The sequence below is a fragment of the Pseudomonas sp. 15C genome, from assembly GCF_055484735.1.
In genome coordinates, this window is sequence record NZ_JBUDGD010000068.1 from 1 (window position 1) to 24,761 (window position 24,761).

General features: G+C 60.1%; 23 protein-coding genes. 15 read left to right on the top strand and 8 right to left on the bottom strand.

Features of this window, described 5'->3' with window-relative positions; genetic code table 11:
• Nucleotides 1–102: 102 nt before the first annotated feature.
• Nucleotides 103–867: a precorrin-6A synthase (deacetylating) gene (cobF, locus tag ACYYKW_RS23555; protein WP_464991307.1), complete on the bottom strand. Its 765-nt coding sequence runs from the start codon at nt 865–867 to the stop codon at nt 103–105.
• Nucleotides 867–1,436, bottom strand: coding sequence for a histidine phosphatase family protein (locus tag ACYYKW_RS23560; RefSeq protein ID WP_464991308.1), 570 nt, complete (start codon nt 1,434–1,436; stop codon nt 867–869). Before ACYYKW_RS23560 ends, cobF begins: the two co-directional genes overlap by 1 nt.
• A gap of 331 nt (nt 1,437–1,767) precedes the next feature.
• Between ACYYKW_RS23560 and ACYYKW_RS23565 the strand changes: the two genes are divergently transcribed.
• The 8 genes from ACYYKW_RS23565 to ACYYKW_RS23600 all read left to right on the top strand — a co-directional run bounded on the left by ACYYKW_RS23565 (nt 1,768) and on the right by ACYYKW_RS23600 (nt 10,041).
• Complete coding sequence (locus ACYYKW_RS23565) at nt 1,768–2,622, top strand: MurR/RpiR family transcriptional regulator (protein WP_090282752.1); 855 nt, start codon at nt 1,768–1,770, stop codon at nt 2,620–2,622.
• Nucleotides 2,623–2,624: 2 nt separating this feature from the next.
• Nucleotides 2,625–3,269: a cysteine hydrolase family protein gene (locus tag ACYYKW_RS23570; protein ID WP_464991309.1), complete on the top strand. Its 645-nt coding sequence runs from the start codon at nt 2,625–2,627 to the stop codon at nt 3,267–3,269.
• Nucleotides 3,266–4,597, top strand: a complete 1,332-nt coding sequence (locus tag ACYYKW_RS23575) for a glutamine synthetase family protein (RefSeq protein WP_464991310.1) — start codon at nt 3,266–3,268, stop codon at nt 4,595–4,597. The genes ACYYKW_RS23570 and ACYYKW_RS23575 overlap by 4 nt, the downstream gene beginning before the upstream one ends.
• Nucleotides 4,581–5,333, top strand: a complete 753-nt coding sequence (locus ACYYKW_RS23580; protein WP_093102601.1) for an N-formylglutamate amidohydrolase — start codon at nt 4,581–4,583, stop codon at nt 5,331–5,333. Before ACYYKW_RS23575 ends, ACYYKW_RS23580 begins: the two co-directional genes overlap by 17 nt.
• A 92-nt stretch (nt 5,334–5,425) precedes the next feature.
• The gene (locus ACYYKW_RS23585) at nt 5,426–6,775 is read left to right on the top strand and encodes an APC family permease (protein WP_093102604.1); all 1,350 of its coding nucleotides are present in this window, start codon (nt 5,426–5,428) and stop codon (nt 6,773–6,775) included.
• Between the two features lie 118 nt (nt 6,776–6,893).
• The gene (locus ACYYKW_RS23590) at nt 6,894–7,910 is read left to right on the top strand and encodes an arginine N-succinyltransferase (RefSeq protein ID WP_093102607.1); all 1,017 of its coding nucleotides are present in this window, start codon (nt 6,894–6,896) and stop codon (nt 7,908–7,910) included.
• A 61-nt stretch (nt 7,911–7,971) separates the two neighbouring features.
• On the top strand, nt 7,972–9,006 hold the full coding sequence (gene astA / locus ACYYKW_RS23595; protein ID WP_093102610.1) for an arginine N-succinyltransferase: 1,035 nt from the start codon (nt 7,972–7,974) through the stop codon (nt 9,004–9,006).
• Nucleotides 9,007–9,171: 165 nt separating this feature from the next.
• Nucleotides 9,172–10,041, top strand: coding sequence for an isocitrate lyase/PEP mutase family protein (locus ACYYKW_RS23600; protein ID WP_024012471.1), 870 nt, complete (start codon nt 9,172–9,174; stop codon nt 10,039–10,041).
• A gap of 260 nt (nt 10,042–10,301) precedes the next feature.
• Here the strand turns inward: ACYYKW_RS23600 and ACYYKW_RS23605 are convergent, their stop codons facing one another.
• Nucleotides 10,302–11,540 (bottom strand): M20/M25/M40 family metallo-hydrolase, encoded by a 1,239-nt coding sequence (locus ACYYKW_RS23605; protein ID WP_464991311.1) that lies wholly within the window; start codon nt 11,538–11,540, stop codon nt 10,302–10,304.
• Between the two features lie 212 nt (nt 11,541–11,752).
• On the bottom strand, nt 11,753–12,826 hold the full coding sequence (locus ACYYKW_RS23610; RefSeq protein ID WP_464991312.1) for a diguanylate cyclase: 1,074 nt from the start codon (nt 12,824–12,826) through the stop codon (nt 11,753–11,755).
• Nucleotides 12,827–13,003: 177 nt separating this feature from the next.
• Here ACYYKW_RS23610 and ACYYKW_RS23615 point away from each other — a divergent pair, with 177 nt between their 5' ends.
• The 6 genes from ACYYKW_RS23615 (at nt 13,004) to hglS (ending at nt 20,734) form a co-directional block, all read left to right on the top strand.
• On the top strand, nt 13,004–14,458 hold the full coding sequence (locus ACYYKW_RS23615) for a flavin-containing monooxygenase (RefSeq protein WP_464991313.1): 1,455 nt from the start codon (nt 13,004–13,006) through the stop codon (nt 14,456–14,458).
• Between the two features lie 21 nt (nt 14,459–14,479).
• A complete protein-coding gene (locus ACYYKW_RS23620; RefSeq protein ID WP_093102623.1) occupies nt 14,480–15,403 on the top strand; it encodes an alpha/beta fold hydrolase in 924 nt (307 codons plus the stop codon).
• 82 nt (nt 15,404–15,485) lie between these two features.
• A complete protein-coding gene (gene glcD, locus ACYYKW_RS23625) occupies nt 15,486–16,985 on the top strand; it encodes a glycolate oxidase subunit GlcD (RefSeq protein WP_464991314.1) in 1,500 nt (499 codons plus the stop codon).
• Nucleotides 16,985–18,034 (top strand): glycolate oxidase subunit GlcE, encoded by a 1,050-nt coding sequence (glcE, locus tag ACYYKW_RS23630; RefSeq protein WP_464991315.1) that lies wholly within the window; start codon nt 16,985–16,987, stop codon nt 18,032–18,034. Before glcD ends, glcE begins: the two co-directional genes overlap by 1 nt.
• A gap of 2 nt (nt 18,035–18,036) precedes the next feature.
• Nucleotides 18,037–19,257: a glycolate oxidase subunit GlcF gene (gene glcF, locus ACYYKW_RS23635; protein WP_464991316.1), complete on the top strand. Its 1,221-nt coding sequence runs from the start codon at nt 18,037–18,039 to the stop codon at nt 19,255–19,257.
• A gap of 88 nt (nt 19,258–19,345) precedes the next feature.
• Entirely contained in the window at nt 19,346–20,734 is a 1,389-nt protein-coding gene (hglS, locus tag ACYYKW_RS23640) for a 2-oxoadipate dioxygenase/decarboxylase HglS (RefSeq protein WP_464991317.1), read from the top strand.
• 247 nt (nt 20,735–20,981) lie between these two features.
• Here hglS and ACYYKW_RS23645 read toward each other — a convergent pair whose 3' ends face one another.
• Nucleotides 20,982–21,953 (bottom strand): tetratricopeptide repeat protein, encoded by a 972-nt coding sequence (locus tag ACYYKW_RS23645; RefSeq protein ID WP_336354478.1) that lies wholly within the window; start codon nt 21,951–21,953, stop codon nt 20,982–20,984.
• A gap of 247 nt (nt 21,954–22,200) precedes the next feature.
• Between ACYYKW_RS23645 and ACYYKW_RS23650 the strand changes: the two genes are divergently transcribed.
• On the top strand, nt 22,201–23,028 hold the full coding sequence (locus ACYYKW_RS23650; RefSeq protein ID WP_464991319.1) for a glycosyltransferase family 2 protein: 828 nt from the start codon (nt 22,201–22,203) through the stop codon (nt 23,026–23,028).
• A 323-nt stretch (nt 23,029–23,351) separates the two neighbouring features.
• On the opposite strand, the gene ACYYKW_RS23655 is transcribed toward ACYYKW_RS23650, so the two are convergent.
• The 3 genes from ACYYKW_RS23655 to ACYYKW_RS23665 form a co-directional block, all read right to left on the bottom strand.
• Nucleotides 23,352–23,936, bottom strand: coding sequence for a hypothetical protein (locus tag ACYYKW_RS23655; protein WP_093102641.1), 585 nt, complete (start codon nt 23,934–23,936; stop codon nt 23,352–23,354).
• Nucleotides 23,937–24,022: 86 nt separating this feature from the next.
• Nucleotides 24,023–24,220 carry a hypothetical protein gene (locus ACYYKW_RS23660; RefSeq protein ID WP_090282736.1) on the bottom strand — a complete coding sequence of 66 codons (198 nt, stop codon included), beginning with the start codon at nt 24,218–24,220 and terminating at the stop codon, nt 24,023–24,025.
• Between the two features lie 11 nt (nt 24,221–24,231).
• Nucleotides 24,232–24,474, bottom strand: coding sequence for a hypothetical protein (locus tag ACYYKW_RS23665; RefSeq protein ID WP_464991318.1), 243 nt, complete (start codon nt 24,472–24,474; stop codon nt 24,232–24,234).
• Between the last annotated feature and the right edge of the window lie 287 nt (nt 24,475–24,761).

Here is a 24,761-nt window from a genome sequence, read left to right on the forward strand (position 1 = left end):
GGCCCCTATCGCGAGCAGGCTCACTCCTACATTGGAATTGCAAACCCGATCAAGTGTAGGAGTGAGCCTGCTCGCGATAAGGCCAGCTCAGACACCACCCACCTAAGGTTTGCGCAACAAATACGTATCCATGATCCACCCATGCTCCGCCCGCGCCGCCTTGCGCACCCTTTCGATCTCATCTGCCACGTCCGCCAGCCGCCCGCTGATCAGGATCTCGTCCGGCGTGCCCAGATAGGCGCCCCAATAGATCTCTGTTTGCGCATCGGCCACGCTCTGATAAGCATCCTCGGCATCGAGCATCACCACCAGACTGTCCGTGTTACTCACCTGCCCCGCCGCCAGACGCCGTCCGGTGGTGATTTCAATGGAGCGGCCAATCGTGTTCAGCGGCAGCTTGTGCTGCGCCGCGAGTGCCTGAACGCTGGTGATGCCGGGGATTACTTGAAATTCAAAGGCGCACGCACCCGACGCTAATATCGCCTGAAGAATGCGCACCGTGCTGTCGTACAACGCCGGGTCGCCCCAAACCAGAAAACCGCCGCACTGGCCGTCAGACAATTCGTCATTGATCAGCCGTTGAAAGGTGCGCTGTTTGGCTCTGTTCAGGTGATCGACACTGGCCGTGTAGTCGACTGCATCGCGCTCGCGCTCGCGCTCAGGGCTGTGGGCTTCGACGAAACGATAATCGCGGTCGTCGCTGATGTATTGCGCGCAGATTTCCCGGCGCAAATCGATCAGCTTGTCCTTGCGCGGGCCTTTGTCCATCAGAAAGAACACGTCCACCCGATTCAGCGCTTTGACCGCCTGCATCGTGATGTAGTCGGGACTTCCGGCACCGATGCCGATCACCAGCAATTGTTTCATCAACAAGCTCCTGCCACCGCCAAGCCGGGTAGTAGCAAGCGCCAGCGGCCGCTAAAACGCAATTCAACCGTCGACAACGGTTCGACATCGATGTCATGAAACGCCGACCCGCGCATGACTTCGGTCAGCGCTGCGCGAATGACAAACGGATGAGTCACCGCCAGCACATGACCCGGAGTCGCTTGCACACTGGCCAGCCATCCCGCTACCCGCTTACAGAGTTGTGCTACCGACTCGCCGCCATGCGGCGCCGCATGGGTGTCGCGCAGCCAGCTGTTCAGGGCTGCCTCTTCGCTGCGTTGCAGATCCTTGATCGATACGCCACTCCAGCGCCCCCAATCGCAATCGCGCAGCGCTTCGTCGAGTTGCGCATCCGCACCAAACCACGCCGCCGTCTGGCGCGTGCGCAATTCCGGCGCGCAGAGCAAACGCGGCGCAGTATTGAAACGCGCGATCAGTGCAGTCGGCGCCAGCCCGGTGTTTTCAACAGGCTCATTCGTAGGAAAACACGCCAGTTTCTGTGCGACGGTTCGTGCATGGCACATCAATGTCAAACGCGTTGTCTGCACGGGAAGCGCTCCGGTCGGTCACTGCTGCAATCAAGGGCATGGTTCTGAACCGGCAGCAATTGTGCCGTAAACCGGGGCTGCCGGGTGGATGCCAGATCATCGGCGGCCAACTGGAATGAATTCCCATAAGGCAACTTCTGACGCCGGCATGGGCAATGGACTACAAGACCAGTCGACATTCGTGAAGCCCTTGTTACACGGGCGTCTCGCCCTGTTTTGGTGCCGTTTAAACACGCCGAAAAATTCGCTAGACATGTAGCGCCACTTACATAAATACTGTTTTAACGGATTATGAAGCAGATTCAACACCCCTCATCCAGCAGGAGCCCGGATGCCCCCTCTCAGAGACCTGATCACCGAGCCCGGCCTGGATCTTACGCCGTCCGAGCGCAAAGTCGTTCGCGCCTTGCTCGATCAGTACCCGCGCAATGGCCTGGGCCCGATGGCGCGGCTGGCCGAACACGCGGGTGTCAGTGATCCGACCATCGTACGTCTGGTGAAAAAACTCGGTTTCGGCGGTTATGCCGAATTTCAGGACGCCCTGCTCAGCGACATGGACCATCGCCTGCGCTCGCCGCGCACGCTGTTGCAACCACGCGCCCAGCAACACAAGGACGACGCCTGGAGCCACTACCTGGGCGACAGCCATCGTCTGCTGGTGGAGACCCAGTCGCTGACGCAACCGGAAGACGTGCGCATCCTTACCGACTGGCTGCTCGATGCGCGTCATCAGGTGTACTGCTTTGGCGGACGCTTCAGCAGCCTGATGGCCACTTATCTGCTCAACCACTTGCGGCTGTTGCGCCCCGGTTGCTTTGCGCTGGAGGACAACGCGCAACTGCCTGATCGGCTGTTCGATCTGCAACGCCAGGACGTGGTGCTGCTGTTCGACTATCGCCGCTACCAGACCCAGGCGTTGCGCGTCGCCAGTGCCGCGAAAAACACCAATGCCCGGGTGGTGTTGTTCACCGATATATATGCCTCGCCGCTGCGCGAGCTGGCTGACCTGATCATCAGCGCCCCAGTCGAGTCGGCCTCGCCGTTCGACACCATGGTCCCGGCGCTGGCGCAGGTCGAGGCGCTGATCGCCTGTCTGACGTTGCGCACCGAGAATCTGGCCGATCGCCTGGAAGGCATCGATGCCCTGCGCAACGACTTCAACACCCATTTGCTGGAGGATAAATAAGGATGTTCAGCCTTCCCCACCGCTCGCCGCGTGACTTGCCGTATGCCAGCGACCACACCGCGCTGTTGCTGGTGGACATGCAGCGTGCCTGGCTCGAACCGCAGTTCGATGCTCACTTGACGGGGCCTGATGCCGAGTATTTCCTCAGTCGCGCACGCACCCAGGTACTGCCAAACCAGCAACGCTTGCTCGCAGCGTTTCGGCAGGCCCGGCAGAACGTCCTGCACACGATCATCGAAAGCCTGACCGCCGACGGCCGCGACCGTTCGCTCGATCACAAACTGTCAGACATGCACCTGCCCAAAGGCAGCGCGCAGGCGCAGATCATTGCTGAACTGACCCCGGCGGAAAACGAAATCGTTCTGCCGAAAACCTCCTCCGGCGTGTTCAATTCGACCAACATCGACTACGTCCTGCGCAACCTCGAAACCCGCCATTTGATCATCGCCGGCATCGTCACCGACCAATGCGTCGACATGGCCGTGCGCGACGCTGCTGACCGCGGTTATCTGGTCACGCTGGTGGAGGACGCCTGCGCCACCTATAGCGCCGAACGCCATCACGCCTGCCTCAACGCGATCAAGGGTTACTGCTGGATCACCGACACCGACACAGTGCTTGGCCGCTTGCAGGAGATGCAGGCATGAGCACGCGCCTGACACCGCTGCCGCTGACCACGCTGGTCACTACTGACCTGATCGGCATCACCCGTGGCCGCTCGTTTCCCACCGATGAACTGGAGCATTATCAAGCCACCGGATGCGGCTGGGTGCCGGCCAACAGCGCGTTGACGCCACAGGACATCATCGCCTCGACCAATCCGTGGGGTGCGTATGGTGACTTGCGGCTGATCCCCGATTTGAGCAGCCGGGTCATCGTCAGCAATGGCCCGGACGCCAATGCCCCGGCCATGGATTTCATCCACGGCGACATTCGCGAAACCGATGGCCGCCCGTGGGGCGCCTGTCCGCGCACGTTGCTGCGTGATGAAATCGAGCGTTATCGCGATGAACTGGGCCTGCAGGTCAACGCGGCGTTCGAACACGAATTCAATCTGCACGCCGGGTCCGCCGAGCATCTGGCGTTTTCCCTCCAGGCCCAGCGTCAGGGCGCCGAGTTCGGCGGCTGGCTGCTCAGTGCCTTGCGCGCCGGCGGGGTCGAGCCAGAGATGTTTTTGCCCGAGTACGGCAAGCACCAGTACGAAATCACCTGTCGCCCGGCCCTCGGCGTGGCGGCGGCCGATCGTGCGGTGAACGTGCGCGAGATCAGCCGCGAGATCGCCCGGCAACTGGGCCTCGACTTGACCTTCGCGCCGAAAACCAAGGCCGACGCAGTGTGCAACGGCGTGCATTTGCATGTGAGTCTGCTCAATCTGGCAGGCCAGCCAATGCTTTACGACGCCGGCACCAGCAACGGCCTGTCGAGCATCGGTCAGCACTGGGCGGCGGGGATCCTGCATTATTTGCCGGCGCTGTGTGCGTTTACCGCGCCGACGCCGGTGTCTTACCAGCGCTTGCAGCCGCATCACTGGAGCGCGTCCTACGCGTGTCTGGGTCATCAGAATCGCGAAGCGGCGCTGCGCATCTGCCCAACGGTGAGCCTCGGCGACAAGTCCGTCGCCCAGCAGTTCAATGTTGAATTCCGCGCGATGGACGCCACCGCTTCGCCGCATCTGGCCATGGCCGCGTTGCTGATTGCCGGAAGGCTGGGCATCGAACAGCGTCTGGCGCTGAACGCGATCACCGATGAAATCCCCGATTCACTCAACGACGAGCAACGCAAGGCGCGGGGCATCGTCGCCCTCCCCGCCTCGCTGGCCCAGGCGCTGGAACGCCTGCGCAGCAGCCCCGCGTTAACCGAGTGGCTGCCCAAGCCATTGCTCGACACCTATTACGCCCTGAAAACCGAGGAACTGGCGCTGACGGAACAGCTCTCGCCCGCTGACTTGTGTGAGCACTATGCACGCCTGTACTGAATCCACCGAGCACGGGTTGTACACCCGCCCGGCTTACAACCTGATCCGCGAGGATTCGACACACCCGTTGATTCTGGTGTGCGAACACGCCAGCCGCTATATCCCCGCAGCCCTGAACAATCTGGGCCTGGATGATGCCGCCGCGCAAGAACATATCGCCTGGGACATTGGCGCTCTGCAACTGGCCGAACAGCTTTCCGAACAACTTGGCGCCACCTTGCTGAGCGCCAACTATTCGCGGCTGCTGATCGACCTGAACCGGCCACGGCACGCCGCGGACAGCATTCCGGCGCAAAGCGAGATCTATCAGGTGCCGGGAAACCGCGAACTCGACGAAGCCACTCGTGAATATCGTCGGCAGATGCTGTTCAAGCCGTTTCACGCGCGTTTGCAAACGTTGATCGACGAACGCATCGCCCGCGGGCAACCTGTACGCGTGGTCGGCATTCATAGTTTCACCCCGGTGTATTACGGCCAGCCACGACCGCTGGAAGTCGGCGTGCTGTTCGGCCAGGCCAAGGCCTATGCACAGCGCCTGCTCGACGGGCTCGAGGCGCATCCGCTGAAAGTGGCCGGCAATCAGCCGTACCGCATCGACCCGTTGGGCGACATGACCGTGCCGGTGCATGGCGACGCCCGTGGTCTCGACTCGGTGCTGATCGAGGTGCGCAACGACTTGTTGCGCAGCCCGGAAGCCGTGTCGCGCTGGGCCGGTTACCTCACACCCTTGCTGTAATCGATGTTGCTGTAGAGAAACACCGCTGGCGCTGTAAACGACGGACCGACAACAACTGAAACGACCGATTGGCTGACAAGGAGGTAGGCTTCATGGAAATTGAACAATTCGGCTACAAACAAGAGTTGAAACGTAGCCTGACGCTGACCGACCTGGTGGTGTACGGGATGATCTTCATGATCCCCATCGCCCCGTTCGGTGTGTATGGCTACGTCAACGCCGAGGCGCCGGGCATGGTGCCACTGGCCTACATCATCGGCATGGTGGCGATGCTCTTCACCGCGCTGAGCTACGGCAGCATGGCCAAGGCCTTTCCGATCGCCGGCTCGGTGTATTCCTATGCGCAACGCGGCCTGAATCAACACGTCGGCTTCCTCGCCGGCTGGCTGATGCTGCTGGATTACCTGCTGATTCCGCCGCTGCTCTACGTTTACGCGGCCATGGCGTTAAACCATTTGTATCCCGATATTCCGAAAGTCGGCTTCATTCTGGCATTCCTGGTCAGCGCGACGTTCGTCAACCTGCGCGGCATCACCTTCACCGCGCGGATGAACATCGTCTTCCTGCTCGCGCAACTGGTGGTGCTGGGGATTTTCCTGTTCTACGCATGGAATGCCTTGCACAACGGCGGCGGCAACGGCGAGCTGACGCTGGCGCCGCTGTATCATCCGGAAACCTTCAATTTCGCCCTGCTGATGCAAGCAGTGTCGATAGCCGTGCTGTCGTTCCTCGGCTTTGACGCAATTTCTACCCTCGCCGAAGAAATCAAGGGCGATCCCGGCAAGAGCGTCGGCAAGGCAGCGCTGATCACCTTGGTGGTGATGGGGGTGATTTTCGTCGCGCAAACCTGGATTGCCACCGACCTGGCGGCGGGCATGGGTTTCAAATCCGCCGACACCGCGTTCTATGAAATTGCCGAAATCGCCGCCGGCAGCTGGCTCGCGACCCTCACCGCAGTCGCCACGGCGCTGGCCTGGGGCGTGGCGGTCGCCATCACCTCGCAAGCCGCCGTATCGCGTCTGCTGTTCGGCATGGCCCGCGATGGCAAGTTGCCGAAAGTGCTGGCCAAGGTGCACCCGAAACACAACACGCCGTACCTGAGCATTTATCTGGTGGCCGTGCTGTCGCTGGTGATCTGCTACCTGTTCATCAATTCGGTCGACACCCTGACCTCGCTCGTCAACTTCGGCGCACTGAGCGGTTTCATGCTGCTGCACCTGACTGTGATCAACTACTACTGGCGTCGGCAGAAGTCCGGTCAGATCGTACGTCATCTGCTCTGCCCGGTGGTCGGTTTCATCATCGTCGCGGCCATCATGTACAACATGGGCGTCGATGCGCAGAAACTCGGCCTGATCTGGATTGCCCTGGGTCTGGTTTACCTGTTCTTCCTCAACAAACTCGGGGCCAGCACCGCGCTACCGGATCCGAGTAACGGCTGACAAGAAAAAGAGCAGCGTCTGACAACGAATCAGGCGACTGCCGATTTATTGCGTGGAAACCGACAGTGATAGTCAGGTTCGGCGCCATCGCCGAGCCTTTTGATACAGGAGTACATCCATGCTGGTCTTACGCCCGGTCGAGCAGACTGACCTGCCCCAGCTACAACGATTGGCCCGCGACAGCCTGCTGGGCGTGACCTCGCTGCCGGACGACAGCGAACGCCTGCGCGAGAAAATTGCCGCGTCCATCGCCTCGTTTGCCAGCGCTGCGGCAGTGCATGGCCCGGAGAGTTATTGCTTCGTGCTCGAAGACCTCGACAGCCAGCGCTTGCGCGGCTGCTCGGAAATTCTCGCCACCGCCGGCCACGACGAGCCCTTCTACAGCCTGCGCAACCGCCATTTCACCAGCGCGTCGCGTGAGCTGAACATCGAGCACGGTGTGCCGGCGCTGTCGCTGTGCCACGATCTTAACGACCATACGTTGCTGCGCGGCTTCCACATCGACGCGGCGCTGGTGCGTACGCCATTTTCCGAGTTGCTGTCACGGGCACGACTGCTGTTCATCGCTGCCCATGCGCCGCGCTTTGCCGAAGCGGTGATCACCGAAATCGTTGGTTACAGCGACGAGGGCGGGCACTCGCCATTCTGGGATGCGCTGGGCAAGCACTTCTTCGACCTGCCGTACGCCGAGGCCGAACGCTTGTGTGGCCTGCAGAGCCGGCGGTTTCTCGCCGAACTGATGCCGCAATACCCGATTTACGTGCCAATGCTGCCGCCCGCGGCGCAGGACTGTATCGGTCGCGTCCACCCGGATGGTCAGGAGGCGTTCGATATTCTCGAACGAGAAGGCTTCGAGACCAACAGCTACATCGATCTGTTCGATGCTGGCCCGACCCTTTACGCGCGTACAGCCAACATTCGATCGATCACCCACAGCCAGATCGCCAGCGTGCGGCAAGAGGCGCACATCGATGCGCGTGGCCGTTTTCTACTGAGCAACGAAGCGCTGCACGGCTTCCGCGCCATCGTCGCCGAACTCGACTACCACCCCGATCAACCGCTTTCCCTCACTCCAGCCATGTGCGCGGCGCTGAACGTGACCGATGGCAACCCGATCCGGCTGATTGCCCTGTGAATCCCGCCCGGTTGCACAGTCAACGACAACGCCCGAACAGGCGCAAAGAAGGAGTTACAGGATGATTGTCCGCCCGGTGAAAGTCAGCGATCTGCCCGCCCTGATGGCTCTGGTGCAACAGGCTGGCCCGGGGTTCACCACCCTGCCGGCCAATGAAGAGCGCCTGACTCATCGCGTACGCTGGGCGCAACGGGCGTTTGCCGAACAGGTCGAACGCGCCGATGCCGACTATCTCTTTGTACTCGAAGACGACGACATGCGCGTGGTCGGCGTCAGCGCGATGGCCGGGGCGGTCGGCATGCGCGAGCCCTGGTACAACTATCGGGTTGGGGTGACGGTCAGTTCGGCGCCCGATCTGGGCATTCAACGGCAGATCCCGACACTGTTCCTCAACAATGAACTGACTGGCCAGTCGGAGTTGTGCTCGCTGTTTCTGAGTCATGACCAGCGCCACGGCAGCAACGGTCGCCTGCTATCGCTCGGGCGCTTGCTGTTCGCTGCGGAATTTCCGCACCTGTTCGGCGAAAAGATGATTGCCGAGTTGCGCGGCAGCGCCGACGAACAAGGCTGTTCGCCGTTCTGGGACAGTCTCGGTCGGCATTTTTTTCAGATGGATTTCAGCCATGCCGATTACTTGTCCGGGCTTGGCAACAAAGCCTTCATCGCCGAGCTGATGCCGCGCCAGCCGCTGTACGCCTGCATGCTCACCGAAGCCGCCCAGGCCGCCATCGGTCAGGCGCACCCGAACACCGAGCCGGCGCTGAAAATCCTCCAGGCTGAAGGTTTCGCCCACAAGGGCTACATCGATATCTTCGACGCAGGCCCGGTGATCGAAGCACCGCTGCACAATATCCGCACCGTGCGCGACAGCGCAGAACTGACCTTGAGCCTGGGCAGCCCGGACGAACAGGCACCCTTGTGGCTGATTCACAACCGCCGGCTGGAGAACTGCCGCATCACCGTGGCCCATGCTCGACGCGTCGGTAGCAGCCTGATGATCGACCGCCTCACCGCCAAACGCCTGCAACTGCAACCGGGCAATTCGGTACGGGCCGTCATGCTGCCAAATCAACAGCAACAGGCGGTGGCGGCCTGAGCGTTGCTACCGTCAGGGTAAATCCTTTCAGCAAACAGCAGGTCCCGCAGGCTGCCTGCGCAAATTCGTCATGATCATTGACCCATTCGCGTGATAGCCTTTTCATTCTTCGGCGTTGACACATTTGTTCAAGCCGTTCCATTCCTTTGTATTGGTGGAACTCGAATGACCAGGCTTTCTCATCAAGATTTGCGCCGTAACTTCCGTCAGTTGCTGGCCTCCGACACCTGCTACCACACGGCTTCGGTGTTTGATCCGATGTCGGCGCGCATCGCCGCCGATCTCGGCTTTGAAGTGGGGATTCTCGGCGGCTCCGTGGCCTCGTTGCAGGTCCTCGGCGCCCCGGACTTTGCCCTGATCACCCTCAGCGAGTTCGCCGAACAAGCCACCCGTATCGGCCGCGTAGCCCAATTGCCAGTGATCGCCGACGCCGACCACGGCTACGGCAACGCCCTGAATGTGATGCGCACCATCGTCGAACTGGAACGTGCCGGCGTCGCTGCACTGACCATCGAAGATACCCTGCTGCCAGCGCAATTCGGCCGTAAATCTACCGATCTGATCACCGTCGCCGAAGGCGTCGGCAAGATCCGCGCGGCGCTGGAAGCCCGCGTCGACACGGAAATGGCCATCATTGCCCGCACCAATGCCGGCATTCTGCCGAACCAGGAAATCATCAGCCGCACCCGCCAATACCAAGCGGCGGGCGCCGATGGCATCTGCATGGTTGGCGTACAGGATTTCGATCAGCTCGAGCAGATCGCCGAGCACCTCACCGTACCTCTAATGTTGGTGACCTACGGCAACCCAGCGTTGCGCGATGACAAACGCCTGGCCGAGCTGGGTGTGCGCGTGACCATCGACGGGCACGGTGCTTACTTTGCGGCGATCAAAGCGACTTACGACAGCCTGCGCGAGCAACGGCAGATCTTCACCCAGGCTGCCGATCTCAGCGCAACGGAATTGACCCACACGTATACCCAGCCGGAGGAATACATTCTCTGGGCCAAGGAGTACATGAGCGTCAAGGAGTGATGCCCGAAACAACAGCCCCTCACCCTGGCCCTCTCCCAGAGGGAGAGGGAACCGATTGGGGGAGGCTCTGGATCTGCGCCTACGAGAGAGACCGCGTTGAATGCAAACTTGCATTCAAGTTGATCTACCGGGTGCCGCATGGACTACAAACAACACGGTCAGTCCCCTCTCCCTTCGGGCGGTCCGACGTTTCGGGAGGGTTAGGGTGAGGGGCCGATTCGTCTGACACGCCACTCGACACCCTCACACCACCCATCACCTCACCGCGGCTTGGCCAACTCCATGATCATCCGCGACAACAGATAAATTCGCGGCGCCACGCTCGCCACTTCGGCGTATTCCTCGGGCGTATGAATATTGCCGCCAACAATGCCAAAACCATCCAGCGTCGGCGTGCCAACCCCGGCAGACAAACTCGCATCCGCCGCGCCACCACTGCCCTCCTCGGTCAGTTTGCGGCCGATCTCGCCGTAGATGCCTTGGGCCATGGCCATCAGGCGATCCGACTCGGCCGTTTGCGGCATTGGCGGCAAGCCGCGCTGCAGCGAGGTCTTCACCTCGGTTTCAGCAATCAGCTTGTCCTGAGAGACCCTCGCCAGGTCCTTCTCGATCCGATCGAACTCTTCGGGCACCGCCGCGCGGACGTCAGCCTTGGCGGTGGCTTGATCGGGAATCACATTGGTGCGATCGCCGGCCTTGAGCACGGTGAAGTTGATAGTGGTCTTCTTCGCCTCATCGCCGAGCTTGCCCAGTTGCAGAATCTGGTGCGCCGCTTCCATGGCGGCGTTGCGCCCCAGTTCTGGCGCGACACCGGCGTGCGCGGCTTTGCCCTTGACCTCGACCAGCGCCGTTGCGCTGCCCTTGCGCCACACCACCAGGCCATCGGCCGGGCGGCCTGGCTCGAGGTTGAGGGTCACATCGTGCTGTTTGGCGGTTTTCTTGATCAGGTCGGTGGCGACGTCCGAACCGGTTTCTTCGCTGGCATCGAGCAGGAAGGTGATTTGCGCGTAGTCCTTGAAATCAAGGTTCTTCAGCACTTTCAGCGCATAAATTCCGGCGACGATACCGCCCTTGTCGTCCATCACCCCCGGCCCGTATGCGCGGCCGTCCTTGATGTGAAACGGCCGCTCGGCCGCCGAGCCTTCCTTGAAAACAGTGTCCATGTGCGCCATCAGCAGGATCTTCGCCTTGCCGGTGCCCCTCAGCGTGGCCAATACATGGTTGGACTTTTCCGGTGTATTCGGTACCAGTTCAATCGTCGCGCCGAGCTTTTTCAGCTCATCGATGGCGATGTCGCTGACTTGCTTGAGACCGGGTTCGTAACCGGAACCCGAGTCGATATTGACCAGCCGCTCGAGCAACTTCAGCGCTTCGGGCTGGTACTGCTCGGCATCGGCGAGCACTTGCTTGTGCGGTTCGGCGAAGGCGCCGGTGGCAGCGAGGGTCAGAGACAGGCCGAGGCTGGCGGCCAGCAGGGAGCGAGGAAATGAGAACGTCATGAAGCGGTCCTTGTTTCGCGTACAGGACCTTTAACCGTACCCGACATCGGCGCGCGGCTCTACAACGGATGCGACACTGATTTACCAACAACCCACATCCCCCTGTAGGAGTGAGCCTGCTCGCGATGGCGTCGTGTCGGCTGGCATCAATGTCGACTGACACGACGCCATCGCGAGCAGGCTCACTCCTACAAGGGATTTGTAGAGGGCAATCAGACCGAATCAAGCACCGGCTGGCGAGGCTGCTCGTCGCAATTGCAGATCACTCGATTACGCCCGCTCGCCTTGGCTTCGTACAGCGCCTGATCGGCCTCATTGAGCCAGCGTGTGGCGTCGGCATGCATCGGATCGTAAGCCGCCAGGCCAATGCTCAAACTGACCTTCAGCGCCGGATTCTGCTCATAACCCAGAATCGCGAAACGCTCGCGCAACGCCTCCATGGCCTGGGCGGCGTTGAACAGCGGCAGTTCGGGCAGGATCACGCAGAACTCGTCACCACCATAGCGCCCGGCCATGTCCGTCGCGCGCAGGTTGTGCTTGAGCAACTTGCTCAACTGGCGCAACACGATATCGCCGGCGACATGGCCGTAGGTGTCGTTGATCGTCTTGAAATGATCGATGTCGATCAAAGCAATTGCTGCGCCCTGCTGCTGGCGTCTGCAGCGCTGAAAGGCAATTTCCAGCTGGTCTTTCCAGGCGCCGTGGTTGAGCAGCCCGGTCAGGCTGTCGGTGCGGCTCAGGGCGAGCAGTTCGCGTTTATGCCGGCCGAGGTTGTAGGCCTGACGAAAGCAGATCCAGCCCAGCGCCAACGGATACAGCAGCAATAACGGGAAACACGCGTACATCTGCGCAGGCGAAGTCTGCGGGATGAATGCCGGGGCAAATACCACCAGCCCGACGCCGACCCCGAGCAATTGCGCAGCAGAGCCTGCCAACAGAAAGCGTGCACCGCCGATCGCGACGTTGTTCATCGCCATCATCGAAATCGTCACCGCCGTGGGCAATGGGTTGAAATGCATCGCGGCGACCCAGAAACCACCGAGAAAAGCATCGATCAACAGATTCCGGTGTTCTGCATGATAGGGAACACGCGAGCGGCGCGCCCATTGAAACGCCAGATGTGGCCAGACCAGGCCGTTGAAGAACATCAGTGCCCAGACCCACAGCGGCGGATCGAGCGCATACATCGCCACGGACACACACAGCAGCCCAAGCAACAGCCCGAGGATTCGCGACGTATAGAGCCTCCTGGCGACTGAAAGTCCCTTTCCTCCCGCATTTCCCATAAGGACCTCGATCACGCACTCCGCTGTGCGGATGTGATGGGAGTCTATCAGGGCGACGTTAATTCGCCATCACCGGTCAGCGGGCTGAATAGCGCGACATCAAGGCCGCGCACCGGGCGAATTTTTGGCTATACATGAAAGGAGCAAAATGGAAAAACAACTATAAGAAGGAGGCCCATGCGCACCTACCAAGTGTTGATCATCGGCAGCGGCTTTGGCGGCCAGTGTGCGGCGGTCAACCTGCTCAAGGCCGGGATCGACGATTTTCGACTGCTGGAGCGACGGGACTTTTTCGGCGGCACCTGGTGCCAGAACACCTACCCCGGCGCAGCTGTGGACGTGCCGTCGCCGCTGTATTCCTTGTCGTTCGCGCCTTACCGCTGGTCGCAGATGTTCGCCGGGCAGACCGAACTGCAGCGCTACACCGAGCACGTCATTGACGAGTTCCATTTGCGTGACCGCGTGGAGCTGCAGACCAATGTCGAGCGCGTCGAATGGGACGAGTCGGAAAAACGCTGGGCCGTTCATACCAGCAGCAAAGGCATCTTCCATGCACAATTTCTGATCAACGCCAGCGGACCGCTAAGCCAACCGATAATCCCAGACTTCCCCGGCCGGGATCGCTTCAAGGGCAAGACGTTTCATACAAACAACTGGGACCACAGCTACGACTATCGCGATAAACGTGTGGCCATCGTCGGCAGCGGTGCCAGCGCGGTCCAGGTGATTCCGGCGATAGCGCCGCAAGTGGAACATTTGCACGTTTTTCAGCGCACACCGCATTGGGTACTGCCCCGCGCCGATCGCCGCTTTGGACCGATTCAACGCTGGCTGCTCGGCCGTAAACCTGCGTACAAACTGTTGCGCTGGCTGATCTACTGGCAATTCGAAACCCGCGTGATTGCCTTCAAGTATTCGAAACCGGCGATCCACATGGTGCAGCAGCACGCGCTGCGCTTTCTCAGAAGACAGGTGCCGGACCCAAAGTTGCGGGAAAAACTCATTCCGGACTTCACCATCGGCTGCAAACGCGTGCTGGTCTCAAGTACTTACTACCCGACATTGAGCCGCCCGAACGTCACCTTGCACAGCCGCGAACAAGGCATCGCTTCCATCGACGAAACCGGGATCAACACCACGGACGGCCAGCATGTCGACGCGGATCTGATTGTCTGGTCGACCGGTTACGACGCCACCGACGGGGTGATTTCCTACCCGGTCAGCGGAAAAAACGCCGTTCAGCTCAGCGATGTCTGGGCCGAATATCCGCGCGCCTATCTGGGCACCAGCCTGCCGGACTTTCCCAATCTGTTTATTGTCACCGGTCCGAACACCGGCATCGGCCACACCTCGGCGCTATTCATCATCGAGTCGCAGATGAACTACATCATCGATTGCATCCGCACCGTGCGCGATCAAGGGTTGTGCAGCATCGAAGTGCGCCGCGACGCAGAACGTACCTACACTGCAATGATCCACCGGGAAATGCAGCGCACGGTGTGGAAGTCCGGTGGTTGCCACAGCTGGTATCAAAGCAGGAGCGGTCATGTGATCGCCATGTTTCCCGGCTTCAGTTTCAGCTACTACCGTTTGACCCGGGCGCTGAAACCCGCCGACCACATTCTGTCCTGAACACGTAAAAGGAAGACGTCGATGCTTTTGCTGTTTGTCGCCCTCGCGGTTTTCGTGGCCTGGAGCTGGTTGAGTTATCCGGCAATCGGGCACTGGCTGTACGACCTGAGCATGGCCATCGAGGCCAGGTTGTACAAGTTGCACAAGATCGAAGTGCCGATCGCCGAAATGACGGTGTCGACCTGGCAGGGCGGGCCGTACGAAGCGGCCAGTGCGATCCTGATGCTGCACGGTTTCAGCGCCGACAAGAATCTGTGGCTGCGTTTCTCCCGGCACTTTGTGCGGCAGTATCGAGTGATCATTCCGGACTTGCCCGGCCATGGTGAAACCGGCTTCAAGGCCGGTGGCGGTTTTGATATTCCGCTGCAGGCCAAGCGCATGATCCAGTTGCTTGACGTCTGCGGCGTGGAAAAGGTGCATGTGATCGGCAACTCGATGGGCGGCTATCTGGCGGCGTGGCTGGCGGCAACCTGTCCCGAGCGAATCGCCTCGCTCGCGCTGATCGACCCGGCGGGCGTCACCGCGCCGCAGGCCAGCGACATGGAGCGGCATCTGGCGCGCGGGCACAATCCGTTTCTGGTCAATTCCCGCGAAGAGTTTCGCTATCTGTACGCAATGACCATGGCCTCGCCGCCCTGGGTGCCAAAGGTGGTGCTCGACGCTATTGCCCAGCGCTACGTGCAGCAACGCGATGAACTGGAAGAAATCTTCCGCGACTTCCGCGCCAGCCCGCCGATGGAGCCGATACTGGCGCAAATTCGCTGCCCGGCGCTGTTGCTTTGGGGACGCAAGGATCGCCTGATCGACGTCAGCAGCGTGCCGGTCTGGAGCAAGGGCATCACCAATTTGCGCGTAGAGGTCTGGGACCACGTCGGGCACATGCCGATGGTCGAGCAACCGACGCATAGCGCACGCCTGTATCAGGCGTTTCTTGGAAGCCAGTGATGACAATTTCCCGTGATCGTTCTGGCGCTGATCGTTCCCATACTCTGCGTGGGAACGATCAGCGGCGGGGCCTGGAGCTGAGATGAACATCCTCTATGACGAGCGCCTCGACGGCCCGCTGCCGCAAGTGAACAAGGCCGAATTGCTCAAGGCACTGCAACGGGCCGTGCCTGACCTCGACCTGCTGTGGCGCGAGGAGGAATTGAAACCTTACGAATGCGATGGCCTCTCCGCCTACCGCACCACGCCGATGCTGGTCGCCCTGCCCCGGCGTCTCGATCAGGTGCAGAGCCTGCTCAAACTTTGCCACGTACAGAACGTCCCGGTGGTCGCGCGTGGTGCCGGCACCGGTTTGTCCGGCGGCGCCTTGCCGCTGGAACAGGGCGTGTTGCTGGTGATGGCGCGGTTCAACAATATTCTGCATATCGATCCCGCCGCCCGCACCGCGCGGGTTCAGCCGGGGGTGCGCAATCTGGCGATTTCCCAGGCAGCTGCGCCGTTTGGTCTGTACTACGCGCCGGATCCCTCCTCGCAGATCGCCTGTTCGATTGGCGGCAATGTCGCCGAAAACGCTGGCGGCGTGCATTGCCTCAAGTACGGTCTGACCGTGCACAACCTGCTGAAAATCGAAGTGCTGACCATCGAAGGCGAACGCCTGACCCTGGGCTGCGACGCGCTGGATTCGGCGGGTTTCGATTTGCTCGCGCTGTTCACCGGTTCCGAAGGCTTGCTGGGGATCATTACCGAAGTCACGGTCAAGTTGCTGCCCAGGCCGCAAGTGGCGAAAGTCCTGCTGGCGAGTTTCGATTCGGTGGAAAAGGCTGGCCGCGCGGTAGCCGAAATCATCGCGGCGGGGATCATTCCCGGCGGACTGGAAATGATGGACAACCTCGCCATCCGTGCCGCCGAAGACTTCATCCACGCCGGTTACCCGGTCGAGGCCGAAGCCATTCTGCTGTGCGAACTGGATGGCGTCGAAGCCGATGTGCATGACGATTGCCAGCGTGTGCGCGAGGTCATGCTCGCCGCGGGGGCGACTGAAGTGCGTCAGGCGCAGGACGAAGCCGAGCGCGTGCGTTTCTGGGCCGGACGCAAGAACGCCTTCCCGGCGATTGGCCGTTTGTCGCCGGACTATTACTGCATGGACGGCACCATCCCGCGCCGGGAATTGCCCGGTGTCCTGCAAGGCATCGCAAGGCTTGGCGAAGAGTACGGTTTGCGCGTTGCCAACGTGTTTCATGCCGGCGACGGCAACATGCACCCGCTGATCCTGTTCGACGCCAACCAAGCGGGCGAACTGCAGCGCGCGGAAGCGTTGGGCGGCAAGATCCTCGAACTGTGTGTGCAAGTCGGCGGCAGCATTACCGGCGAGCACGGTGTCGGCCGCGAGAAAATCAATCAGATGTGCGCGCAATTCAACAGTGACGAACTGAGCCTGTTCCATGCAGTAAAAGCGGCGTTCGATCCCAAAGGCCTGCTCAATCCCGGCAAGAACATCCCGACCCTGCACCGCTGCGCCGAATTTGGTGCCATGCACATTCACGCTGGGCAACTGCCATTCCCCGAGCTGGAGCGTTTCTGATGGCCGATTTCGACGGCGCCAGCGCCCTGCTCGATCAGGTCAACGCCGCGCGCGCCAATGGCACACCGTTGAAAATCCAGGGGGGCAACAGCAAGGCGTTTCTCGGCCGCGAGGTGGCGGGCGAAATACTCGACACTCGTGCGCACTGTGGCATCGTGCGCTATGAACCGACCGAACTGGTGATCACCGCGCGCGCGGGGACGCCGTTATCAGAGCTGCTTTCAGCACTGGACAGCGCCGGGCAAATGCTGCCGTGCGAACCGCCGGCATTCACCGACAGCGCCACTGTCGGCGGCATGATCGCGACAGGTTTATCTGGCCCGCGGCGGCCGTGGTCAGGCTCGGTGCGCGACTTCGTGCTCGGCACGCGAGTCATCACCGGTCTCGGTCAGCACTTGCGTTTTGGCGGCGAAGTGATGAAAAACGTCGCCGGGTACGACCTGTCACGGCTGATGGCCGGCAGTTTTGGTTGCCTTGGCGTGCTCACCGAAGTCTCGCTGAAGGTCCTGCCCAAACCGCGCCAGTGCCTGAGCATTCGCCTGGATATTGACTGCACCCGCGCCTTGAGCAAACTTGCCGAGTGGGGTCAGCAACCGCTGCCGATCAGTGCGGCGTGTCACGATGGCACAAGTCTTTATTTGCGCCTTGAGGGCGGCGAAGGTTCGGTGACCGCGGCGCATCAACGCCTCGGTGGTGAACCGTTGGACTCGATTTTCTGGAGCGATCTGAACGAGCATCGCCTGGCCTTTTTCGATGAAGGCCTGCCGCTGTGGCGCCTGTCACTACCCAACAATCTCAGCCCGCTGGAGCTGCCTGGCGAGCAATTGATCGACTGGGCCGGCGCGCAACGCTGGCTGAAGTCCGACAGCAACGGGATTCACGCCCTCGCCCAGTCGCTGGGCGGCCATGCCACTTGTTTCAGCCACGGTGCCAGTGACACACCGTTCCAGCCGTTGGCGCCGACGCTGTTGCGCTATCACCGCCAGCTCAAGGCGCAACTCGATCCGCAAGGGCTGTTCAACCCCGGGCGGATGTACGCGGAGTTCTAGCCATGCAAACCACGCTCAGCGAACAAGCGCGACAGCTGCCCCGAGCCGCCGAGGCGGAAAAGATTCTGCGCACCTGCGTGCATTGTGGTTTTTGCAACGCGACCTGCCCGACCTATCAACTGCTCGGCGATGAGCTCGATGGCCCGCGTGGGCGCATCTATCTGATCAAGCAAGTGCTCGAAGGCGCACCGGCGACCGCGCAGACGCAACTGCATCTGGATCGTTGCCTGTCCTGCCGCAATTGCGAAACCACCTGTCCGTCCGGCGTCGACTATCACAACCTGCTCGACATTGGCCGTGCGGTGGTCGATCAGGCCGTGCCGCGTACACCGGCTCAGCGGCTGTTGCGTGAGGGCCTGCGGGCCCTGGCGCCGAATCCACGCGTGTTCAAAAGCTTGTTGCGGGTAGGCGCGACATTCAGGCCGCTGTTGCCGCGTTTGCTGGAAAGCAAACTGCCGCACGCGGTGTCAGGCAACGATTCGCGCCCCGCTCCTCGGCATGCGCGCCGCGTGTTGCTACTGGAGGGCTGCGTGCAACCGGGGCTGTCGCCGAACACCAACGATGCGACGGCGCGAGTGCTGGATCGACTCGGCATCAGTGTCACACCGGTTGCGGAGGCCGGTTGTTGCGGCGCGCTGGATTATCACCTCGACGCCCAAGCCAAAGGCCTTGATCGAGCCCGGCAAAATATCGATGCGTGGTGGCCTCACCTGCAGAACGGCGCCGAAGCGATCGTGCAAACCGCCAGCGGCTGCGGCGCATTTATCAAGGATTATGGGCATTTGCTGGAAAACGATCCGGCTTATGCGGCCAAGGCACGGCATATCAGCGAGCGGACGCTGGATCTGGTGCAGATCCTCGCGCAGGAACCGCTGGAACAGGTGTGCGCTGCCAGCGAACAACGAATCGCCGTGCATTGCCCGTGCACCTTGCAGCACGCGTTGAAACTCGGCGGCGCGGTGGAGTCGGTGTTGACCCGTCTCGGTTTCAATCTCACCGCCGTGCCGGACGGCCATTTGTGTTGCGGCTCGGCAGGCACTTATTCGCTGACGCAACCGCTGCTGGCCCGGCAGCTGCGCGATAACCGCCTCAACGCGCTGGAGAGTGGCCGGCCGCAGTTGATCGTCACCTCCAACGTCGGTTGCCAAAGCCATCTGGCCAGCGCCGGGCGTACCCGCGTGGTGCACTGGATCGAACTGGTGGATCAGTCGTTGGCAGAATGAAGTTCGTAGGATTCTTCGTTTGCCCGGGTGGGCGAAGGCTGCGATCTTTTCCGCTATCCATTCCGTGACCGTGGCAGGATTTTTTTTCATGACCGTGCAGCCGTTTGTCAGCCCCGACCTGATCCGCCAACGCTTCTCCAAAGCGATGTCGGACATGTACCGCGAAGAAGTGCCGCTGTACGGCGCATTGATGGAGTTGGTGGAGCAGACCAACCGTGACGTGCTTGCTCGCCAACCGGACATCGCCCGGCAACTGCACAGCAGCGGTGAAATCGAACGCCTGGACATGGAGCGCCACGGCGCCATCCGCGTCGGCACCGCTACCGAACTGGCCACCCTCGCCCGCCTGTTTGCGGTGATGGGCATGCAGCCGGTGGGCTATTACGACCTGACCCCGGCGGGGGTGCCGGTACATTCCACGGCGTTTCGCGCGGTGCATGAAGACGCCTTACAGGTCAGCCCGTTTCGAGTGTTCACTTCGCTGTTACGCCTGGAGCTGATCGAAGATCCCGACGTGCGCGCCTTTGCCGAATCGGTGCTGGCTCGGCGATCTATTTTTACCCCGCAAGCATTGCGCCTGATCGCCCATGCTGAAACGGCGGGCGGGCTGAATGAAAGCGAGGCCGAGGCATTCGTCTTACAGGCACTGGAAACCTTTCGCTGGCACCACAGCGCCACCGTCACCGCTGCGCAATACCAGACACTGAGCGCGCAGCACCGCTTGATCGCCGACGTCGTCGCCTTCAAAGGTCCGCACATCAACCACTTGACCCCGCGTACGCTGGACATCGACCGCGTGCAGGAACAGATGCCGAAGCATGGCATCACCCCCAAAGCAGTGATTGAAGGCCCACCGCGCCGGCAATGTCCGATCCTGCTGCGCCAGACCAGTTTCAAGGCACTGGACGAGCCGGTCGCCTTCACCGATCAGCAGCAGACCCGCGGCAGTCACAGCGCGCGCTTCGGCGAAATCGAACAACGCGGTGCGGCGCTGACACCCAAAGGCCGAGCGCTGTATGACCGATTGCTGAATGCGGCGCGGGATGAGCTGGGCGATTTTCCCAACGAAGGCAACGCCGTACGCTACAACGCACTGATGACTCAGCATTTTGGCGAATTCCCTGACAACGTCGAGGGGATGCACGAACAGGGGCTGGCGTATTTTCGCTATTTCGCTACGGAAAATGGTATGGCGGCGAGTGGACTCAGAGAGTCGTCGCTGGAAGATTTGTTGCATAAGGGCTATGTGAAAGCCGAGCCATTGGTGTACGAGGATTTCCTGCCGGTGAGTGCGGCGGGAATTTTTCAGTCAAACCTCGGCGACGCGGCGCAGACGCACTATGGCGAACATTCCAATCGCCAGGCCTTCGAACAAGCGCTCGGGCGCGCGACCATCGACGAACTGGGTTTGTATGCCGCGACGCAACAGCGCTCGATCGAGGAGTGCGCCGCGGTGTTGCGGATCAAATTGCGCTGATTCGGAGGGAACCCACAAATCCCCTGTAGGAGCGAGCCTGCTCGCGATAGCGGTGTATCAGCCACCAAGGATTCGCCTGAACCGACGCCTTCGCGAGCAGGCTCACTCCTACAGGTTTCGCGGTGGACGCAAGCTTTCAGGCAATACACAAACCCAATGTAGGAGTGAGCCTGCTCGCGATGACGGTGTATCAGTCGCCGATGATTCGCCTGCGCTCAAAAAAAGCGATCTCGGATTTTGTTTTTTATCAGAGCTTCTCCAGCTCTTCTTTTGCCCCTGGCGCATAGCGCCCCACAGCTTTGAGCATCCAGAACTCAGCTTTGGATTTGCTCTTTGGCAGCCCGCCTCGGCCCTGTGCGTACATTTTGCCTAATGCCAACTGCGCGTTACCAAAGTCTGCATCTGCTGACTGCTGGTAAAGTCTGGCTGCTTCACGTTCGTCGCGCGCAACTCCACGTCCCTGTTCCAACATTTTTGCCAGTTCGTATTGAGAGTACTGGTTCCCTTGTTCGGCCGATTTGCGATACCACATAACAGCACGCCCCTCATCCTTTCCAACACCGCGTCCGGTAGCCAGCATTTCGGCAAAATTGTTTTGACCGTAAGCATCCCCAGACTCCGCGGCCTTTCGAAACCACTTCGCAGCGACTTCATCATTCTTCGGGACTTCGTCACCCTTGTCGTAGATGTCCGCCAGCGACATATAGGCCATGACATATCCGCCTTCAGCCGCCTGGTTGTAATACGCCAAGGCCTTCTCCATATCCTTCAGGTTCTTAATGGAGCGACCGCCTCGATGGTAAATCTGCGCCAGACTGAATTGAGCTTTGGCGTTCCCTTGTTCTGCAGCTTTCAGGTCCCAATAAACACCGGCCTCCTCCCCTTCAATACTTCGATCCCAACTAAGTTCCTCAGCCAATCCGACTTGCGCTTCGGCATTACCTAGTTCCGCAGGCTTGCGAAACCACTCTTCGGGCATACCTGGGGACCACTGTTCAACGATGCCGCAGAGGTTCTCCTGAATCGCTTTGCCAAATTGCGTCTGCGCGTCTGGATCGCCTGCGACAGCTTGCTCATGAAGCTGTTCAGAATTGGGTACGCATTTCCCGGCTTTCATGGCGTCATACAGCTCGCGCGGTCCCTGTGCCCAAGCATTGCAAGTGATCAGCAATGAAAAAAAAGCAGTACTCACAGCTCTAGTTTTGAAACGCTTACTCATTGTTACTTCCTTGTGGCTTGACGATATCCAGATGACGACAGGATGAGAGGGCGCGCATTTTATCCGGTATTCATCAGCAGCACTCAATGCATTTCTATTGTCAGCGCTCGCACGTTCGACGCCCAGCGCCCTACTCCGCACCGCACAAAAACCGCCACACCCGCAAATTAAGCTTCACCTAAGCTTCCCTCGCTAGCATCGCGCTCATGAACCCTGTCGTCATGAGCCGTGAATGAATCCTTCCGACATGAAAGCCTTTGATTTACCCAGCCAGCCGCCAGCGAATTTCAGCCTTGTCCTGGTCAATTACAAAACCCCGGGCATCACCCGGATGTGCCTTGAGCTGCTGCGCGAGCACGTCCAGGCGCAGCGCATTCCGGTGTGGGTGGTGGATAACGATTCAGCGGATGCCAGCCTCGATTATTTACGCTCGCTGGACTGGATCAACCTGATCGAGCGTCCGTCGCCGGGCAAGGAAGCGGGGCATATTGCGCATGGCAAGGCGCTGGATCTGGCTTTGGAAAAAGTTGAAACCGATTATCTGTTTCTGCTGCACACAGACACTTTCGTCTACGACAAGGAAGTGTTTGCGATGATGATGCGCGAGTGCGCCAGGTCGCCGGATATGGCAGCAGTGGGTTGTGTCGAACAACTCAATCGCGGGCTACTGCGTGATACGTGGCGTTTAACTTCGCGATTCTGCAAGCACCATGTTCGTCGGGTAAAACTGCATCTGGGCATGCGCTCGAAACAGCCGCGGCCTTATAAAGAAACGCATTTGAAAAGCTTCTGCACACTGTGGAATGCGCGTCTAATGAAATCGTTGGGACTGCACTTCTGCATGGACGAGCAAGTTCCGGGTTATACCCTGCAAGATCGAATGAGTGGTTTGGGCTATGGCATCAAATTCCTCTCGCCGCGCAAGATCTTCAGCTATCTGGATCATATCCAGGCCGGCACGGTCGCTGCGGCAGGTATCTACGGGGAAAACCACCGGCGGACAAAGATGTATGAGGCCACGCTGAAGCGCTTCCAGGGACAGCAAGGCAAAACGGATATTCGAGCCTCGGCGTAATTCGAAGCAACAAAAAAAGGGCGACTTGGCAGTCGCCCTTTTTTGTTGCAGAAATTTGTATACAGCTCTCCAAAGAGGTGTCCGCCCAGTGTAATGGCCTGGCAATCCATGCACCGGTAAAGAGCCCTGACACTGGGCGAACCGAGAGGATTTTAATTGAAGACGGCGGATATGTCGTCAGGCTTAAACATGAAATTTTTGTACTGGTAAGTTAAAAAGTGTGTCTCGTCGATATTTACCGGGAAACTTCCTACATCCGGTTTTTATATGATTGTTCTCATACACAAAGCTGTACAAGAACAATCATTTTGTAGAGTTAATACTCAACTATCGTGCTGACTGGTCACTTTCAGGATATCGGTGTAAGTGACAATAACACTCTGTCCTACTTTCAGATCCTTGAGTTTTGCTTGAATCTCCGGCTTTTTCACATCAAGCGTCTTCGATTGTCCGGACGGGTTCTGGAGGGTGACCTGATTGGACTTCAAATCAATTTTGCTGATTTTCAACTGCACCTGTACCTGCCGGTAAGCCTCGCCACCGGGGTTATCGCTGCCCGGCGCCTTGCGCAATTCGCCGGTACGCTCGGTGGTGCCCGGCAGACCTTTATCCACATCGGTGTCGAGATAAGCGGCGACCGAGCGCTGCACCTCGATCTTCACCAGATCGCCCACCTTGAGGTTGGCAAGATTTTTTGCTTTGTCGCTGAGCTGAACGTGGACCTTGGCGCCCTCGGGCCCTTCCAGTACAACCTGGTGGTTGGCAGCGTCAACTGCGAGCACTTTGGTAGTAACGGTATCGGCCTCGACGACGGCGGATAACGGAATATCGGCAGCCCAGGCGCCGAAACTGGTGGCAGACAGGAGTGTTGCGAGAGTGATGGCCTTGGCCAGTGCGTCGAGCTTCATATGCATGACTTTCCCTGTTATGAAATGGCGACGCCCGCCGCTGAATCGACTTCAGCGGCGGGCGTGCCAGTGAGCATAGACGCTGTTCACGGCTTGACCTGCGTTTGTGGCCCACGCGTGTGCGGCTTCGCGGTCTCCTGAGCGGTGGATTCGCCGCTCGGTGTGCCTTTGCTGCTCTGCCGTTGCTTGGGATCGGTCGGCCGCAGAGCATCATTGTCACGCTCGGTTTCACCGGCCGGGCGCGGCTCATCGGGATTGTCGTTCTGGCTGACGGTAGTGTTCATGGGGCGAGTCCTCAGGCTTCGGGGTCGTCGAGTTCGCGGGCGACATTCACCGCGGGTGAGTCCTTGTGCAGATCATCGGCCTTGGCACGCAGGAGCTGCCACTGTTCCAGGTCGATGGCACCCTGACCGAGCAAATCATCGGCGATGCGCTGCAGGTCGAGGTAGTGAGAGTCGGGAGAATCCTGCCAATAGGCGCGGTCGTCGAACAGGCGTTGCCAGGTGTCCAGGTCTGGAGGTTGCAGATCGTCGCTCATGAGAGAGTCCGGAAATTTGCGGGTTTCTGGGTAGAGCGGCGTGTGGCGGCGAGAGTTCCGGGCAGTTTGCCTGGGCGCGGATCGGGATTGCTGGATGAGACTTGAAACAGCCTGAGAATCAAAAGCCCCTCATCGGAACGCCGCCCGCCTATCCCTCTCCCGGAGGGAGAGGGGACTGACCAAGGTGAATGCGAGAGATACGCCAACCTGCGATACCGAGTCGTTCGCGATTTCAAAGCCAACGTAGATCAGCTCCCTCTCCCTCCGGGAGAGGGCTGGGGTGAGGG